The sequence below is a fragment of the Candidatus Hydrogenedentota bacterium genome, assembly GCA_019695095.1.
Classification (GTDB): Bacteria; Hydrogenedentota; Hydrogenedentia; order Hydrogenedentales; family SLHB01; genus JAIBAQ01.
Map to the genome: position 1 here is coordinate 1 of JAIBAQ010000153.1, position 14,677 is coordinate 14,677.

Consider the following 14,677-nt stretch of genomic DNA (forward strand, 5'->3'; position numbering starts at 1 on the left):
CATCACGAGCATTCATTCAACAATGCACCACGTGCAGGACGGATCCCTGGCCGCCGTTCAACGCGAAGCCCTCGCGGCGCGCGGCATCATCCTTCGCATCTATTTCGACGACGGGCCATCGCCCGCCGTGCAAGTCCCTCTGGCCGACTTCTTCGCCGACGGCTGCGGCGGCCGCGCAAAGTTCTTTTCTACACCTTACGTCGAAAAGAGTCCTTACGCTTACAACTGCTTCATACCGATGCCGTTCGCGCGCGCGGCCCGAATTACCCTGACCAACGAGACCATCTACAACGTCGCCAATTACAGCTTCGTCGAATACGAGAGTCTCCCCGATTGGGACCCCTCGCTCGGGTACTTCCACGCAACGTGGAAACGCTTTGCCTTCCAGCTCGGCAACAAGACCGACCAGCATTTCCTCCACATTGACGGCTGCGGCCATCTGCTGGGGCGCGCGTGGAGCGTATGCACGGACGAACCGCTGTTCGAAGCGTTTGCCTTCATCATGGAAGGCAACAACGAGGTGCGCATCAACGGTGAAGAGACCCCGCGTGCCGACTACCTCGGCACGGAGGACTCCTTCGGATTTTCGTGGGGGTTCCCCGACTGCTATTGCGGACCCTACAACGGTATCAACTTCGTGCAGAACAAGCCCCCATCCATGCTGAGCATCTACCGATTCCGCCATGCCAATCTGCTGCGCTTCGCGAAGAGCCTCGATTGGCGAATCGATTGGACCCACGAGTTTCCGGATCACCCCTGGTTCCATAATGAATTAGAGCGGCACCACGCTTTGGATCGGTGCCACGTCGATTACGCGACGACCTACTATTGGTACCAGGATGCGGTGGGATACGAACACGCGCCTTTGCTGCCGGTCGAGGATCGCGTAAAAGAGACCCTTCGACCGAACATCGTCACGCCCCGATTGTAGTGCGTCCTTGAAGCGCGTGCGAAAGGGTCGCGCCATCGGCGAATTCGAGACCGCTGCCCATCGGCACGCCGTGCGCAATCCGGCTGACTGCGATCCCTAGAGGATTGATTTGGCGGGAGAGGTACATGGCCGTTGCCTCGCCTTCGGCGGTTGCGTTCGTCGCAACGATCACCTCGGACACGCCGCCCTTCTCCAACCGCGCGAGGAGCTTGCCAATGGTGAGTTGCTCCGGGCCAATGCCTTCCAGCGGGCTCAGTGCTCCGTTCAGAATGTGGTAGGTCCCGCGATAGGCCCCGCCCTTTTCGATGGCGTCGGCCCCAACAGGCCGCTCAACCACACACACCACCGAATGATCGCGCGAAGGCGCACTGCATATCGGGCAGGGATCGGTTTCGGTAAGGTTGCAGCAAATGGAACAGTTGGTGATGCGCCGCCTCGCTTCAAGGACCGCGTCACTCAGGAGCCGCGCATCCTCTTCCGGGGCGCTGAGCACGTGCAACGCATACCGTTCCGCGGACCGCTTACCCACCCCGGGCAAACGGCGAAACGCTTCAATCAACCGTTCAACCGACGGTGAGTCGAACAACATCTCCCGTACCTACGCGCGCTCGGCGCACGCGCCGTTGAGCATTCGCTCACGGATTCTGTCCCAATCCTGCTGCAAAGCAAACCGCGTCAGCACATCCACGCGGTCCAGAATGACGATTCCATCAAGGTGATCGTTCTCGTGCTGAATAATGCGCGCCAGGAAGTCTTTCGCGTCAAACTCCAACGGCTTCCCGAACTGGTCCAACGCCCGCACATGAATGCGCGTCGCTCGCGGAATCTCGGCGTACAACTCCGGAAGGCTAAGGCAGCCTTCACTGCCCAACGCCTCGCCTTGGTGCTCGCTCAATTCCGGATTGACAAGACAGAGCTTCGTATCGGTTTCGGGGTCATGCAACACGAAAATACGCTTGCCCACACCCACCTGGGGTCCGGCAAGTCCAACACCCTCTTGGGCATACATCGTATCGAACATATCCGCCGCCAACTTCGCGACCTCCGGTCCGATCTGGTCATACGGCGTCGCCACCTTGGTCAACGGCCCATCCGGATACAACACGATGTTCATCTTCGCCACGACTCTCACTCCGTAAAATACCCTGTCTATACCTGATAAACGCTTTAATCACCCGGAGTATTCTACCCGAAGACGGGACCGGATTTCGCCTCCGGTGGAGTCATGTTCATTCTGACGTTTTCTCAGTTCTATTCGGGTAAGTTGCCCCCATCCCGGAACATTCCCACATGTATTCAGCCGCAGTTTGCCGTGGCTCCACTGCTCGCCCTGGTCCGATATCATTCGAATTCGATTTATCCTTCTTTTCGTGTAATTCGTCTGATTCGTGGTCAAATTCCAATCCCCGTCATCTGGAGCCTTTGTACTACTATCCGAAACGGCTGTGTGAGCTTTCACGAATTCCCCCGTACCCCCAGTGCTCCCCGTGGTTTGAAGTCATTCGGGCTTAATCTGTCCTCTTATCGGCGTTTATCGGTGTTCATCGGTGGTTGAGTCAATTCGGTTTCGGTTATGCTGCGCTGTGGAATTGACGTTCCTCCGCCAAGACCGTACCATTCCGCGCAATTCCTCGTGGGAAGAGTCCGGGATCGGTGAGCCACGAGGACTAGGCGTTGGGAGGCCCCGGAGCTTGCCCAACGCCACTTCTGACGTCATGGTTTTCGAACGAGCGCTTCACGAAGGCATGCGGACAACCGTCTGATTGACGGTGGGCGCCGTCGCAGGCCAGCGAATCGTCTCACCTCCGCCGGTCTCGACTTGGATGTAGTATTCGATATCGCCCTTGGTATCGAGCGTCGCTTCATACACACTGCGCGCGCGATTCGTCAGCGGCGTCTCCTTGAAACGCCCATTCCCCAACTCTCGCCAAAACACGCGCGCACGACTTGCCGGCCCCGGGTCAATCACGGCCGCCCAAATACGCAACGGCTCACCTTCCTCCAGGCTCCCACGTTTCGTGGGCACAACGATCCGCGCTTTGCCTGCATGGTCCGTGCGCAAACGCGCCTCGTCGGGTAGCGGCGCTCCCATCAGCGTTGACAGTTCCTGGCCGGGCGCGTCAATCATCGCAGGGAACGTATGCTGCTCCAGATTGGCCACTGTTCCCATTTCGCCCGTTGTGTCCACCGTTCGCAGCAGACAGCCATACGCTTCTTCGACCGACCGCACAAGTGCGACATAAGCGGGAAGTGCGCGTTCCTTCGCTGCCTGCGCTTTCGCGGAGGCATCTTCTGTCTTCTTCACGTCATCCAAAACCCTGACCAGCTCTCCCCACATGCACCGCATCCGCGCCGTCGCCTGCAAGAACTCCATCTGCGCCAGCCAGTAATCATAGCGCGCCGAATTGCCCGCGCTTTCGACACGCGGGAACAGCGCCGCGAAATCGCCCACAAACGCATAATCCTTCTTCACAACGTCCCACGCACGCGCATCGGGCTGATAGCCTCCAGGACCACCGATCCAATCCGACGGCCTCGGCAACCGGCAATCCACGGCAGCAAATATGCGCGCGGCCTCCTCTGCGACGGATGCGCCAAACTCCGACCGCGCCCAATCCCCATAGAAATCCGTCGCAGGCACTTCCATCGGAATCTTCGGCAAGTCGGCAGCGAAATCCTTGTAAGCTCCACCGCCGCAATTCACGCGCACCGCGCAATTCGCTCCTACCACCTCGAAGGCCGCCAGGCAAGGAAGCTCGACCTCTTTCACGAAGTCGATATCCATCACGCCGTCAGAAACCTTTACGCCATCGAATGACCGCACCATTGCGCGGTTCTTGCCCACCAATGCAAACACGTCCAGTCCGGAAACGACCTTGTTGCCCTCCAAACGCACGCCAAAGACCCTTTTACCCGCCTCATTGTAGTGCGGTTCGCACAAGTGCAGCGTCACACGATAGTCCCCGTTCGGCACAACCAATCGATACGCCTGCATGTTGTAACGCACACATCGATAGAGTGCGTCGTCTTCTGTATCCGCAATCTCAACCTCTCCCGACGACACCGTCTCTCCGCCCACGGCATGCGACTCGCCGATCGATTGCTGCGGCCAGTTGTTCTGATCCCACGCGGCCTGCGCGAGGGCCGCCACATTCGGCGCGATCGTATGCGTGCGCCAATGGATGCCCATCAACCCCGTGCACCCGTAGCGAAGCGCGTCACGCGCGTCGAGCCGCATCCGCCCGGCCCACAGTTGCAGCGACGTCATGGCAGGGTCGTCCTCCAGCCAAGGAATCGCCCACGTGGGCCTTCCCTTCACATCCGCGAAGCCGGGCTCCACCGGCTCATGTCCGACCGCCCGGTTAATGCAACTCATCGCCACGTCTTTGGAAAGCACTTTGTCGAGGTACGCGCGGTCATATTGCGGACCCAGCACCCACCCGCACGTCGCCAGACCGAAGGACGCATTCACTCGCTTCAACGCCGCATACGCCGCCTGAATATCCTGCACGGTCTTCTCAACGTCCGCCGCTTTAACGCCTTCCCACGTCCAGTTTTCGGGCGTCCAAAGCCAGTAGTAATCGAGTGGATGCGACTTCGCGATGCGCTCGAACATCCCTGCATACAAATCTTCCGTCGAGATGCTCTTGCCCGCTATCCGCTCTTGCACCAGCTTCGGAACGACCAACGGCGTCTCCGTGCCAATGCATGTCTTCACACCCAACTGACGCGCAAGCGAAAATGCGTCGTCAAACAGTTCCGCCGTCCGGGCAAATATTTCGATGTGCTCTTCCTGCGTCTCGGATCGCGGTGTCAGCCCGCGCATAATCTCAGAACCGTAGTCGTCGCGATCGAACAACAGCGCCCCGCCGCATCGGTATTGGCTTGTGTTCTTCTGCGCGAACCCCCAATTCACGTCCAGCGCGGTGTTGTAGTAGGAGGCCGGATAGCCGAACGCCACGCGCCGGCCGTCTCCGATGTCGTCCGGCTGCCCAATCCACGTGGTGGGCTCTGCGTTGGGGCGTGCCTCCGGATACGTGTGCAGCCCGAAGAAGTTCATCCCCAACTTGGGAAGTTGCGCGATGATGGCCTTGTAATCGTCGACGCTCCACCAATCCGGACCTTCCGGAAAATCATGAAACGGTTGAATACCGCGCAACGCAAACAGCGGTGAACGCGTCTCATGAATATCCCGCAATTCAAACGGCACCTGGCCGTCGGGAATCGTGTCGCCGTGCAAATAGAACCGGATTCCCAAATGCTCGCAGAACCGGTACGCCCCGTACAGCGTTCCCATTTCGCTCCCACCAGAGATTCGAACGGTACGCGCCCCGCCTTCCCGTGTCTCCGTCTCGATGCGATACGAGTCCTGAGCGAGTTGCGCATCGGCATTTTCACCGGCACGCCACTCAAGAGCAATAGAGTTGCTTGTGCCCGAGGTATCCTCGATGGGAAGCAGTTCGCCTGTGCGCAGATACACGTATCGCCGAATCTCGCGCGCGCCAAGTTTCACCAACGGCGGTGCGTCTTTGGGGCAGACAATAGTTGTGCGACTCGACGCTGCCGCACTGCTTACACCTGTCGCGAACAGCAGCACCAAAACCACGCAGCTTAAGACCACCCCCGCGAATCTGGAAACCCGCCCACTGACCTTGTTCGTGTTCACTGTTCCACCCCTCACGTTATTCGCCTGGATGTCAGAATAGTCTCTCTTCCAGGCTATCCCGGAACCAGCCCCCGCTGTCGATGCCTATCCTTGCGCTCTCGGATTAATGTGCTTACGCCCTCGCCAATCCATCTCTTTGCCACGCAACGCTTGAAGCATTCCCCTCGCCGTGAACCAAATCCGCAACACGCCTCCCAGCGGATGCGCCCACTGCAACCCCTTGCGCATATGAGCCACTTCTTCGTGTCTCGCGAAACTCCACGCCAGCGTGCAATAAGCCGCAAACGCCGCGCCCGTGTAGACCGCCCACTCAAAATGCAACATGCCAACGGTATCCGCCTGCAACAGTCCCGCGATTCCGAGCGGCAACGGCAATACATGCCTCAGCAGCATCCCCGCCATGGAATTAAGGAACCGGTCTATACGGTCGTCGCAGTGGATGCGCGTCTTCCGCGTGAGGAAGTCGCGCAATTGCGCGTAGCCCCGGTAGATCCGGAATCGCACCATGTCGCGAGTCCACGCCACGCCCATGTTCCCGCCCCACTGCTTAAACGTCGCCGCCAGCATCTCATCCTCGGGTGTCTGCGAACGAAACGCCGAATGTCCCCCACACTCGAAATACGAGTCGCGCCGGTACAGCATAAAGGGTCCGACGCCAAGCGCCGGAGACTTAGCGTGGTTCATGCGCGCGCGACGCACCCGCATCAGAATTCCGCACCAAGCCAGCGGCATCACCAATTCCTCCGCCAGCGATTGATTGTCAAGCCACACCACGCACGTCAGATAATCGAGATCTTCCTTCTGTGCAAACGCCATGGCGCGGCGCAACGCCTTCGGATGGAAAATCGTGTCCGCGTCGGTCTGAAGAATCCAGGGCCGGTCCGCGTCCGGCTCATGCATGGCCTGCCACACGGCATTGACCTTCCCGTGCCAGCCTTCCTGCAACGGCGGGTTGTGTAGCACACGCAGATTCGGCAATTCGCTTGCCAGCCGGTCGAGTATCGCGCCGGTCGAATCCGTCGAATGATCGTTGACTACGAGAACGCGAACTCCGGGATAGTCCAGCGCGCACATCGAACGTACCGCCGCTTCAATGCCCACCTCTTCGTTGCGCGCCGGCGCGATGACGAGCACGGGAGGCAGATCGTTGTCCTCTTCTCCTTCTTGCGATTGAAGTGTGAGGCAGTGGTGGTCCTTCAGATTGCGAAGAAAGATGTGCCGGCGGATCAGATTGAGGTAGCACAAGTACAGAAAGACGAGTACAGCCGGGACGATGGTATACAGTGGTCGCACGATAAATGGCGCAACCACCAGGGCAATCGCTGCGAGCATAAGCGCAAGCCCGCCCCATTGGCTCCGCGACTTCTCCCGCACATTCGATTCGGACGCATTCTCGGCCATAACTTCCTGACTCCAGACATAAAGCGAGCCGGGCGGCGCTGCTTACAGTCGCCGCCCGGCCAAAGCATAGTCCAGTGCGCGCTCCCAACGCTACTAAGCTGGACGGATCTCCTTCGAGTTACTCTCCGGTTTAGCCATACGTTCGGCATGTCCAGCTACGGCGTCAGGAGTCGTCGTACTCGGACCACTCATACCTGGACCACCTCCTTTCCGACCACAACCGCGTATCCCGAAAGCTCCCTATCGAGCTTCATTGCCGCGCTGCGTCTGTTTCTTGACTCAATAGTACCACATGCCATGCGCATGTCAAGGGGGCAGAGCCTGCAAATCGAGTTGTTTCGAGGTTCCGAATCACAGTGGTCATAGCTAAGAATTGCCGTGCCTCTGTTTCCGCGAAAACGGACCGCCGTATTCAAGCTAGTACTACTTGAGGTCAGCGAATGCCACTCCCCGTGTACGCTCGTCGTTTTCTTCAATTGAAATCTTGTTAATCATGTAAATCCTGTCCAAAGAATCCGGATTCAGGCTGAGGAAATAGAACGCGTCCCTGCTCTCCCCCCCACGTCTGTCCGTAACCGGCAATTGCACATCGCGCGGAACACGCCGGCCTCGTGAATTCCTCTCCAGCCTGGCACGAACACTTGCGTCAACACCGCGCGTCGCACACTGCTCCGTGCTTCGAATGGGAACTCCCCATCTCGTTAAGGTATCCTTTACTCATCATGAATACAGCGCCTTTCGATTTCGCCTTCGAGAATTACCCGCTCGCGCCCCTAACGCTCTACAACGTAGGCGGTCCGGCGCGCCTGGCCCTGGTACCGCGCACCATTAACGAAGCACGCGACGCCTACGAATGGATGCGCGCGCAAGATACCAAGCGCATCGTGCTGGGCGGCGGCTCGAATGTCCTCATCGACGACAACGGTTTCGACGGCATCGTTATGATTACGAGCGGCCTGACGGGTGTTTCCGAACTCGGCGATCACCGCTACTCCATCGAGTCAGGCGTGGTGCTCGACCACGTTGTCACATGCATCATGATCCCCAACAACTATGCCCTTGTGGGTGCCCTCACGGGCATTCCCGGCAGCGTCGGCGGAGCGATCTACATGAATGCCGGCACCGTCAACGGTTCCACGTGCATGCTCCTCGAATCGGTTGAGGTCATGACTCCCGCCGACGGCTATGCATGCGTCCCCATGTCCGAATCGCTCTACAGCTACCGAGGCCAGACCTTCTGCCCACGCGGCGGACTCATCCTGGGCGGCGTGTTTCGATTTGAACAGGCGGCCGAAGACCAACGCGCCATCTACGACCACTACATCCAACGCCGCAAAGAAAAACAGCCGCAAGGGAAATGCTGCGGCAGCGTATTCAAGAATCCCAACGGCGACCACGCTGGGCGCCTTATCGAAGCCTGTGGTCTCAAAGGCACGCGCCACGGCGGCGCAGTCATCAGCCCCATGCATGCCAACTTCATCATGAACGAGGACAACGCCACCAGCGCAGATATCCTTGCCCTCATCGCACTCGTGAAAAAAACGGTACACGACACGTTCGGCGTGAAACTTGAGGAAGAAGTCGTATACATAAACTGAATCAACGGCTAGCATCAATTTTCCGCCCCGCTGCAGGTTGACGACACCTGACTTGCCGAGTATCCTGCACTCGAATGTATGGAGAAGATGGACCATGAAAACGGTTACAGCTAGAGTGCTGGATGCTACGCACCTTGAGCTCAGTCAGCCTATTGCCATGCAGCAAGGACAGACCATTTTGATATCGGTCGTCGAATCCGCGTGCAACGATCCGGAGAGGCAACAGTGGCTTGCCTTTTCGTCAGAAAACCTGTCTGACGCCTACTCCGACTCCGAGCCAGAGTACTTGGACTCCATGGTGAAGGAGTCTAACCCGGAATACCGGGCATGAAGGAGGGCGATATTGTCCTCGCAAACCTGCCTCAAGTCGATGCCGCTACCAAAAGACGGCCCGTGCTGCTGCTTCGTGAATTGCCTTCTTTTGGTGACTTCTTGGTGTGTGGGATTAGCACTCAACTTCATCAAGCTGTAACCGGATTCGACGAGATTATTTCCCGGAGTGATGATGACTATCAGTCTTCAGGACTTCTTGCTCCATCCGTGGTCAGGCTGAATTACTTGGGTGTGGTTGCACGTCATTGCATACCCGGCAAAATTGGCTCAATTCACAAATCGCGCTATCGTCGATTGATTGAAAATCTGAGTAGACACTTGTTGGCCGCAATTGCGGAAGAGGCAAGTGGTGATTCCGAATCAGACACATGCGCGTAAGCAATTCGACTCGTAGGACACAATACAGGGGGCACTGAATGAAGCCTCGATTCAACCGCCGCGCATTTCTCCAATCTGGCGCGCTCGGCGCAGCAACTGCTTTGGCTCCGCGCTTTGCTGTAGCCCAAGAACAACCTTCCGCGCCACCAGCGAAGCCAGCCCCCACGTCCAGCCTAAGCGCCGATGTTGTTGTCGTGGGCGGCGGACTCGGAGGCGTTGCGGCGGCCTTGTCCCTGTTGATGCGCGGACGCTCCGTCATCCTCACGGAAGAGACCGGCTGGATTGGCGGGCAATCCACCGCGCAAGCCGTCCCTCCCGATGAAAACAAGTGGATTGAGACCACCGGAGGCACACGGCTCTATCTCGAATACCGTCGCCGAGTGCGTGAGTACTACAAACGGAATTATCCCCTCACCGACGCGGCCCGCGCGGTCGAGTTCCTGAACCCCGGCAACGGAAACGTCTCACGCCTGTGCCACGAACCACGCGTTTCTGTTAACGCTCTACATGAATTGTTTGCCCCCCACATCGCCAGCACCAAACTCACGTTGCTGCTTCGACACAAACCCATCGCCGCCGATACCAACGGCGACCGCGTCACCTCCGTCCAGGTTCGTAGTCTGACTTCCGGCCACGACCTCACCTTGGAAGCTCCCTTCTTCATCGACGCCACCGAACTTGGCGATCTCCTCCCGATGACGAAGACGGAATACGTCTCCGGCGCGGAAGCCAAAGCCGACACCAACGAACTGCACGCCGCCCCCGAGTATCAACCGCAGAATATGCAGGCGTTCACATGCTGCTTTGCCATGCAGTATCTCGACGGCGAAGACCACACCATCGAGAAGCCCGCCGAATACGATTTCTGGCGGTCGTATGTACCTGCCATGACGCCCGCATGGACCGGCCCCCTGCTCGACTGGCAGTGTTGCCACCCGGCTACACTGGAAAGGCGAAACATGACCTTCGATCCCCTCGAAGGCGGCGGCAATAAGCCCGATTTCTGGCTCTACCGGCGCATCCTCGATCGCCGCAACTTCGTCGACGGTTTCCTAAAAGGCGGTGTCACGCTCGTAAACTGGCCACAGAACGATTACCTGCTTGGCAGTCTAATCGACGTTCCTGAAGATGAAGCGCAACGTCACATTGCGCGCGCCAAGCAGCTCAGTCTCTCGCTTCTCTATTGGATGCAGACCGAAGCCCCGCGCGCCGACGGCAAGACGGGGTGGCCAGGCCTGAAACTTCGCCACGATATCGTCGACACCGAAGACGGTCTGGCAAAGTATCCCTACATCCGTGAGTCGCGACGCATAAAGGCCGAGTTCACCGTCCTTGAGCAACACGTCGGGCTGGAGGCGAGAAAACTCGCCCTCGGCGTCACGGATGGCGCCGTTCAGGCAGAGCAATTCCCCGATTCGGTAGGCATCGGCTACTACCGCATCGATCTTCATCCAAGTTCCGGCGGCAACAACTACATCGATGTTGCCTCGCTGCCGTTTCAGATCCCGCTTGGAGCGTTGCTGCCGGTTCGCATGGAGAATCTCCTGCCCGCGTGCAAGAACCTCGGCGTGACGCACATCACCAACGGCTGCTATCGCCTGCACCCGGTCGAATGGAACATTGGCGAATCCGCGGGAGCCCTCGCCGCCTTCTGTCTTGCGAAGAATACCGCCCCCAAAGCTATCCGTTCAGATACAGGAATGCTCAAAGAGTTCCAGAGCGCATTGACGGATCAAGGAGTCCCCCTGACTTGGGCGGAAGAAGCGCGGCTCGCATAGTGAGACGTGTGGCGGGCATCCTGCCTGCCTCTTATCTTGAATCACTGACTTATTTGCGCCGATCGATGATGTAATTGGACCCCGGCAATCGTTTGGCGAATGTCTTCACTTCCGCCACGCGGCTGAACAACTCCGCGATGTGCGATACCTGCGTCGAGATCGTATCCACCGCGCCGATGGAGCAACTCATCAATGAATATTGCTGCGGATTGCCTTGCCGGTCCACCGACTGAATGTACCCGCGCACTCGATCCTCTTCGTCGTAAAAGTCCGTAGCCACCAACTCGAACGCCGCAATGATCCGTTCGCATGCCTGCGCCATCAAGTGTGGCGGTGTGATAAACACGAAGTCATCGCCGCCAACGTGCCCCACGTAGGTCTCCTGGCTTTCAAGCGAACGAATCGTATTCACCAGGATTCGCGCCGTCATTCGAATCGCTTCGTCACCGCGTCCGAACCCATAACGGTCGTTGAATGCTTTGAATCCGTCAATATCCAGATAACCGAACGCGAACGGTGTTCCGTTCTTCAAACGGCGTTCCGCTTCCCTGGAGATCGTCAAATTGCCGGGCAATCCCGTCAACGGATTCGCGTTCACATCCCGCTGCGCGCGCGCCCAGCACATCCGGATTCGCGAAATCAGTTCCGCGCCTGTAAACGGCTCCACGACATAGTCGTCCGCGGGATTGTGGTGCCAGTCGATGCCCACTTCGATCTGCTCCGGCGAAACGATGACCACCACGGGCAGATGACCATAGACATTGTCCGCTTTGATGGCATCAAGAAGGCTCCGCGCGCCCCGCGCCGAGAGTCCGTGCCGAATGACCAGACATTGAGGTGGCTGCGCAAAGAACGCATCCAACGCCTTCTGACCGTCGTTTACAAAATTAGCGGTGAATCCCGCCGCGGTCAGCATGGCCGTCGTCTTCGCGCCCGAATCCTCCCGGTTATCGGCCAGAAGCACCAAAGATGTAGGTCTTTCGCTCATCGGTTAATCGCCATACGTCAAGTTGGCGACGCCGGTTGTAAACTCAATTTCCGCATCCTCCAGCGCCTTGTCGATTTGCGTGAAACTGATACCCAGGCTTTGGAAGGCTTCGTGATTCAAGGGCGGCATCGAATCGTCTCCCGGATGTCCGTACCCCATTCCCCGCGTCAGAATATCCCCCACATGCACAATGCAGGTTGCGTCACGGTTTGTCTTCGCTAACTCCGGGTTGTGATGGTACGTCAAGGGCTCCGCCAAACGCGCCGGGAAATGCCATTCAGCGGCCAGCCAACTCGACACGCGCGTGTGCGTGACACCAAATACTTCGCGCTCCACGTCTCCGACATACCGCCCGCTTGCCCGCGCTTCCTCGACGACTTTCTGGTACTCGTTGGGAAAGACGAACGTCAACGCGACCTTGCCCAAATCGTGCAGCAAGCCCGCCACCATGATTTCTTCGGGTTCGGCATGACCGATTTGCTGGGCCAGCTTCCGGCTTACGATTGCGCATCCCAAACTGTGTTTCCACAACCCCTGTCCCGATGCGCCCAACGTGTCAAAGACCGCCGTCCCCATCACCAGGCCTTTGACCACATTAAAACCCAACAGCACAACCGCGTGCGTCACCGACGAAATACGGCCTGGAAACCCGTAAACCGGCGAATTCACCAGCCGAAGCAATTTCGCGGTCAGCACCTGATCCGTCGATATCACTTTCGCGACATCCGCCGCGCTCGATTCTCCGCCGCCCGTCATGAGGCTGACCTTCTTGAGAATTCCAGGCAGCGTGGGCAAATTCGCCAGTTCAACGATCTTTCGTTCGATGTGTTCCGGTGATATGGGCACGCGCTCAGCCCCCTTTGTTCATCCTGCTGTTCTTCACTAAGACGCCATCTTCAAATTGCACCCGACGCTCTCAACGCGATCTCTGAATTGACTTCGGAAACCTAGAACCGTTCTCCGATCTGTATTCTGAGATACTGAATTTGAAATTTGAGATTTCTTACTCCCCCTATCCCAAGCGCATGAAACTCAGACGCTTCTCGATCGTCGCTTTGATTTGCAGCATGATCGGATCGTCAATACCTCGAAAACGCGCCTCCAACTCCGCCAAACGAAGATCGATAGTCGCCTCATTCGATTCCGGCGAATCCGACGTGTCCAACACGACCGCATCCACGCCGGCATTCTTCAGCCTTTCGATAGACGTCTCCGTCAACCGGTATCCCGCCGGACACAAGACCGCGCCCCCTGCGTTTGTCACCGCCTTCGCGATCACCTGCCCCGGCTTCAAGTCGCCAATGTTTACGAGAATCATAGGGCGCTCCCATCGTTGCCGATTGAATTCTACGGGCTGCGCCCTATCCTGTCAAAGCGAATCGCGCTCAAGCACTTGTGCCCCTGCTTCTATTCTGTCAGACTGACCGCAGGTACCTGCGGGGCTTAGGTACGCCCGCATAGCTACGCCGCCCCGCGGAAAGGAGCAACGGCCGTGTACACACGCTCAAATGCCCGTATCGCAATGCTTGCGCTCTCCGCTCTGCTCATTCTTGCCGCGGGCTGCCCGCCCTACATACTGCCCAGCGATCACCAACCCGGCGAATCCGCTACCTACGCGGGAATCGATTTCGTCTGGTGTCCCCCCGGCGGGTTTCAGATGGGAGCCTGCCCGTTGGACGGCGAAAGCGATAGCAGCGAGACCCCAAAGCACAAAGTCGCCATCGACCAAGGTTTCTGGATATCCAAACACGAAATCACGCAAGCCCAATGGGAATCCGTCATGGGAAGCAATCCCTCCTGGTTTCAGGGTGCTATCGTCTCTTTTGTAGATTCCAGTAACCGCCCGGTTGAAAACGTATCGTGGGATGAGGTGCAGTCCTTCATCACTACGATCAACGCCGCGAACCCCGGCTCCAACTTTCGCCTTCCGTCCGAAGCCGAATGGGAGTACGCCTGTCGCGCCCGGACCGTTACCCGCTTCTACTGGGGAGAGGACCCTTTTTACACGCGTATTGACGACTACGCATGGTATTCCGACAACGAGGGCGTACAAACCAATGACGTAGGCGGGAAACGGCCCAACGGCTGGAACCTCTACGACACCTCCGGCAACGTCTGGGAATGGGTCCAAGACTGGTACCACGAAGACTACACCGGCGCGCCCGCCGACGGATCCGCGTGGGAAAACCCAACTGGGACGACCCGCGTCATTCGCGGCGGTTCATGGAGCAGCGCTAGTAGCTGCCGCGCCTCCGCCCGCAACTCCGAGCTTCCCGTTTACAGCAGCAACAATGTCGGATTCCGCTTGGTGAAAGACGAGATTTAGCCTCTGGCCGCCCTGCACCCACGGCACATGTCTCGAACTAACTGCCGTCCTTGCTCGTACTTTGGGCCTCCTTGCTCGTCCGTTCTGGTCCGTTCTGGTCCGTGCTCTCCCGCTCTCGCTGTGGCGCGGTCTCCCGACCGCGCCACTCTTACGACCGAAGACATTTTATGGTTCACGTCAAGGGCTTTCTTTTGAGTTATCCACCTGTTTGTCCACACAGCTTGCTGTAGATGGGACTTCTCGTCCGGCGCAATGCGTCCACATATCGCCCGTCGTCA

The 14,677-nt window shown here is 58.2% G+C and carries 13 protein-coding genes; 6 read left to right on the forward strand and 7 right to left on the reverse strand.

The genetic code is table 11. The features are described 5' to 3' along the window. Positions 1 to 931 (forward strand): DUF2961 domain-containing protein (locus K1Y02_19760; protein ID MBX7258607.1); only part of this gene is annotated, 931 nt, incomplete at its 5' end. Here K1Y02_19760 and recR read toward each other — a convergent pair. The 4 genes from recR to K1Y02_19780 all read right to left on the reverse strand — a co-directional run bounded on the left by recR (position 915) and on the right by K1Y02_19780 (position 6,998). Beyond that, positions 915 to 1,520, reverse strand: a complete 606-nt coding sequence (gene recR, locus K1Y02_19765; GenBank protein ID MBX7258608.1) for a recombination mediator RecR — start codon at positions 1,518 to 1,520, stop codon at positions 915 to 917. The genes K1Y02_19760 and recR overlap by 17 nt on opposite strands. 9 nt (positions 1,521 to 1,529) lie before the next feature. Beyond that, positions 1,530 to 2,054 carry a peptide deformylase gene (def, locus tag K1Y02_19770; GenBank protein MBX7258609.1) on the reverse strand — a complete coding sequence of 175 codons (525 nt, stop codon included), beginning with the start codon at positions 2,052 to 2,054 and terminating at the stop codon, positions 1,530 to 1,532. Between the two features lie 612 nt (positions 2,055 to 2,666). After that, positions 2,667 to 5,597: a malectin gene (locus tag K1Y02_19775; GenBank protein ID MBX7258610.1), complete on the reverse strand. Its 2,931-nt coding sequence runs from the start codon at positions 5,595 to 5,597 to the stop codon at positions 2,667 to 2,669. Positions 5,598 to 5,681: 84 nt separating this feature from the next. Then, positions 5,682 to 6,998 (reverse strand): glycosyltransferase family 2 protein, encoded by a 1,317-nt coding sequence (locus tag K1Y02_19780; GenBank protein ID MBX7258611.1) that lies wholly within the window; start codon positions 6,996 to 6,998, stop codon positions 5,682 to 5,684. A gap of 722 nt (positions 6,999 to 7,720) precedes the next feature. Between K1Y02_19780 and murB the strand changes: the two genes are divergently transcribed. The 4 genes from murB (at position 7,721) to K1Y02_19800 (ending at position 11,085) form a co-directional block, all read left to right on the forward strand. Beyond that, positions 7,721 to 8,596, forward strand: a complete 876-nt coding sequence (murB, locus tag K1Y02_19785; protein MBX7258612.1) for a UDP-N-acetylmuramate dehydrogenase — start codon at positions 7,721 to 7,723, stop codon at positions 8,594 to 8,596. Between the two features lie 94 nt (positions 8,597 to 8,690). Continuing rightward, entirely contained in the window at positions 8,691 to 8,927 is a 237-nt protein-coding gene (locus K1Y02_19790) for a hypothetical protein (GenBank protein ID MBX7258613.1), read from the forward strand. Continuing rightward, positions 8,924 to 9,307: a type II toxin-antitoxin system PemK/MazF family toxin gene (locus K1Y02_19795; GenBank protein MBX7258614.1), complete on the forward strand. Its 384-nt coding sequence runs from the start codon at positions 8,924 to 8,926 to the stop codon at positions 9,305 to 9,307. Before K1Y02_19790 ends, K1Y02_19795 begins: the two co-directional genes overlap by 4 nt. A gap of 38 nt (positions 9,308 to 9,345) precedes the next feature. Then, complete coding sequence (locus K1Y02_19800) at positions 9,346 to 11,085, forward strand: FAD-dependent oxidoreductase (GenBank protein ID MBX7258615.1); 1,740 nt, start codon at positions 9,346 to 9,348, stop codon at positions 11,083 to 11,085. Positions 11,086 to 11,134: 49 nt separating this feature from the next. On the opposite strand, the gene K1Y02_19805 is transcribed toward K1Y02_19800, so the two are convergent. The 3 genes from K1Y02_19805 to K1Y02_19815 form a co-directional block, all read right to left on the reverse strand. Further along, positions 11,135 to 12,073 carry a diguanylate cyclase gene (locus K1Y02_19805; protein ID MBX7258616.1) on the reverse strand — a complete coding sequence of 313 codons (939 nt, stop codon included), beginning with the start codon at positions 12,071 to 12,073 and terminating at the stop codon, positions 11,135 to 11,137. 3 nt (positions 12,074 to 12,076) lie between these two features. After that, on the reverse strand, positions 12,077 to 12,919 hold the full coding sequence (locus K1Y02_19810; protein ID MBX7258617.1) for an HDOD domain-containing protein: 843 nt from the start codon (positions 12,917 to 12,919) through the stop codon (positions 12,077 to 12,079). 166 nt (positions 12,920 to 13,085) lie between these two features. Further along, positions 13,086 to 13,391: a hypothetical protein gene (locus K1Y02_19815; GenBank protein MBX7258618.1), complete on the reverse strand. Its 306-nt coding sequence runs from the start codon at positions 13,389 to 13,391 to the stop codon at positions 13,086 to 13,088. 174 nt (positions 13,392 to 13,565) lie between these two features. Here K1Y02_19815 and K1Y02_19820 point away from each other — a divergent pair, with 174 nt between their 5' ends. After that, a complete protein-coding gene (locus tag K1Y02_19820) occupies positions 13,566 to 14,399 on the forward strand; it encodes a formylglycine-generating enzyme family protein (protein ID MBX7258619.1) in 834 nt (277 codons plus the stop codon). Positions 14,400 to 14,677: the final 278 nt, after the last annotated feature.

What these genes read in the sequence shown, in the direction of transcription:
- recR (MBX7258608.1), bottom strand. Translation starts at nt 1,520, where the DNA reads ATGTTGTTCGACTCACCGTCGGTTGAACGGTTGATTGAAGCGTTTCGC.
- K1Y02_19780 (MBX7258611.1), bottom strand. Translation starts at nt 6,998, where the DNA reads ATGGCCGAGAATGCGTCCGAATCGAATGTGCGGGAGAAGTCGCGGAGC.
- murB (MBX7258612.1), top strand. Translation starts at nt 7,721, where the DNA reads ATGAATACAGCGCCTTTCGATTTCGCCTTCGAGAATTACCCGCTCGCG.
- K1Y02_19790 (MBX7258613.1), top strand. Translation starts at nt 8,691, where the DNA reads ATGAAAACGGTTACAGCTAGAGTGCTGGATGCTACGCACCTTGAGCTC.
- K1Y02_19795 (MBX7258614.1), top strand. Translation starts at nt 8,924, where the DNA reads ATGAAGGAGGGCGATATTGTCCTCGCAAACCTGCCTCAAGTCGATGCC.
- K1Y02_19800 (MBX7258615.1), top strand. Translation starts at nt 9,346, where the DNA reads ATGAAGCCTCGATTCAACCGCCGCGCATTTCTCCAATCTGGCGCGCTC.
- K1Y02_19805 (MBX7258616.1), bottom strand. Translation starts at nt 12,073, where the DNA reads ATGAGCGAAAGACCTACATCTTTGGTGCTTCTGGCCGATAACCGGGAG.
- K1Y02_19815 (MBX7258618.1), bottom strand. Translation starts at nt 13,391, where the DNA reads ATGATTCTCGTAAACATTGGCGACTTGAAGCCGGGGCAGGTGATCGCG.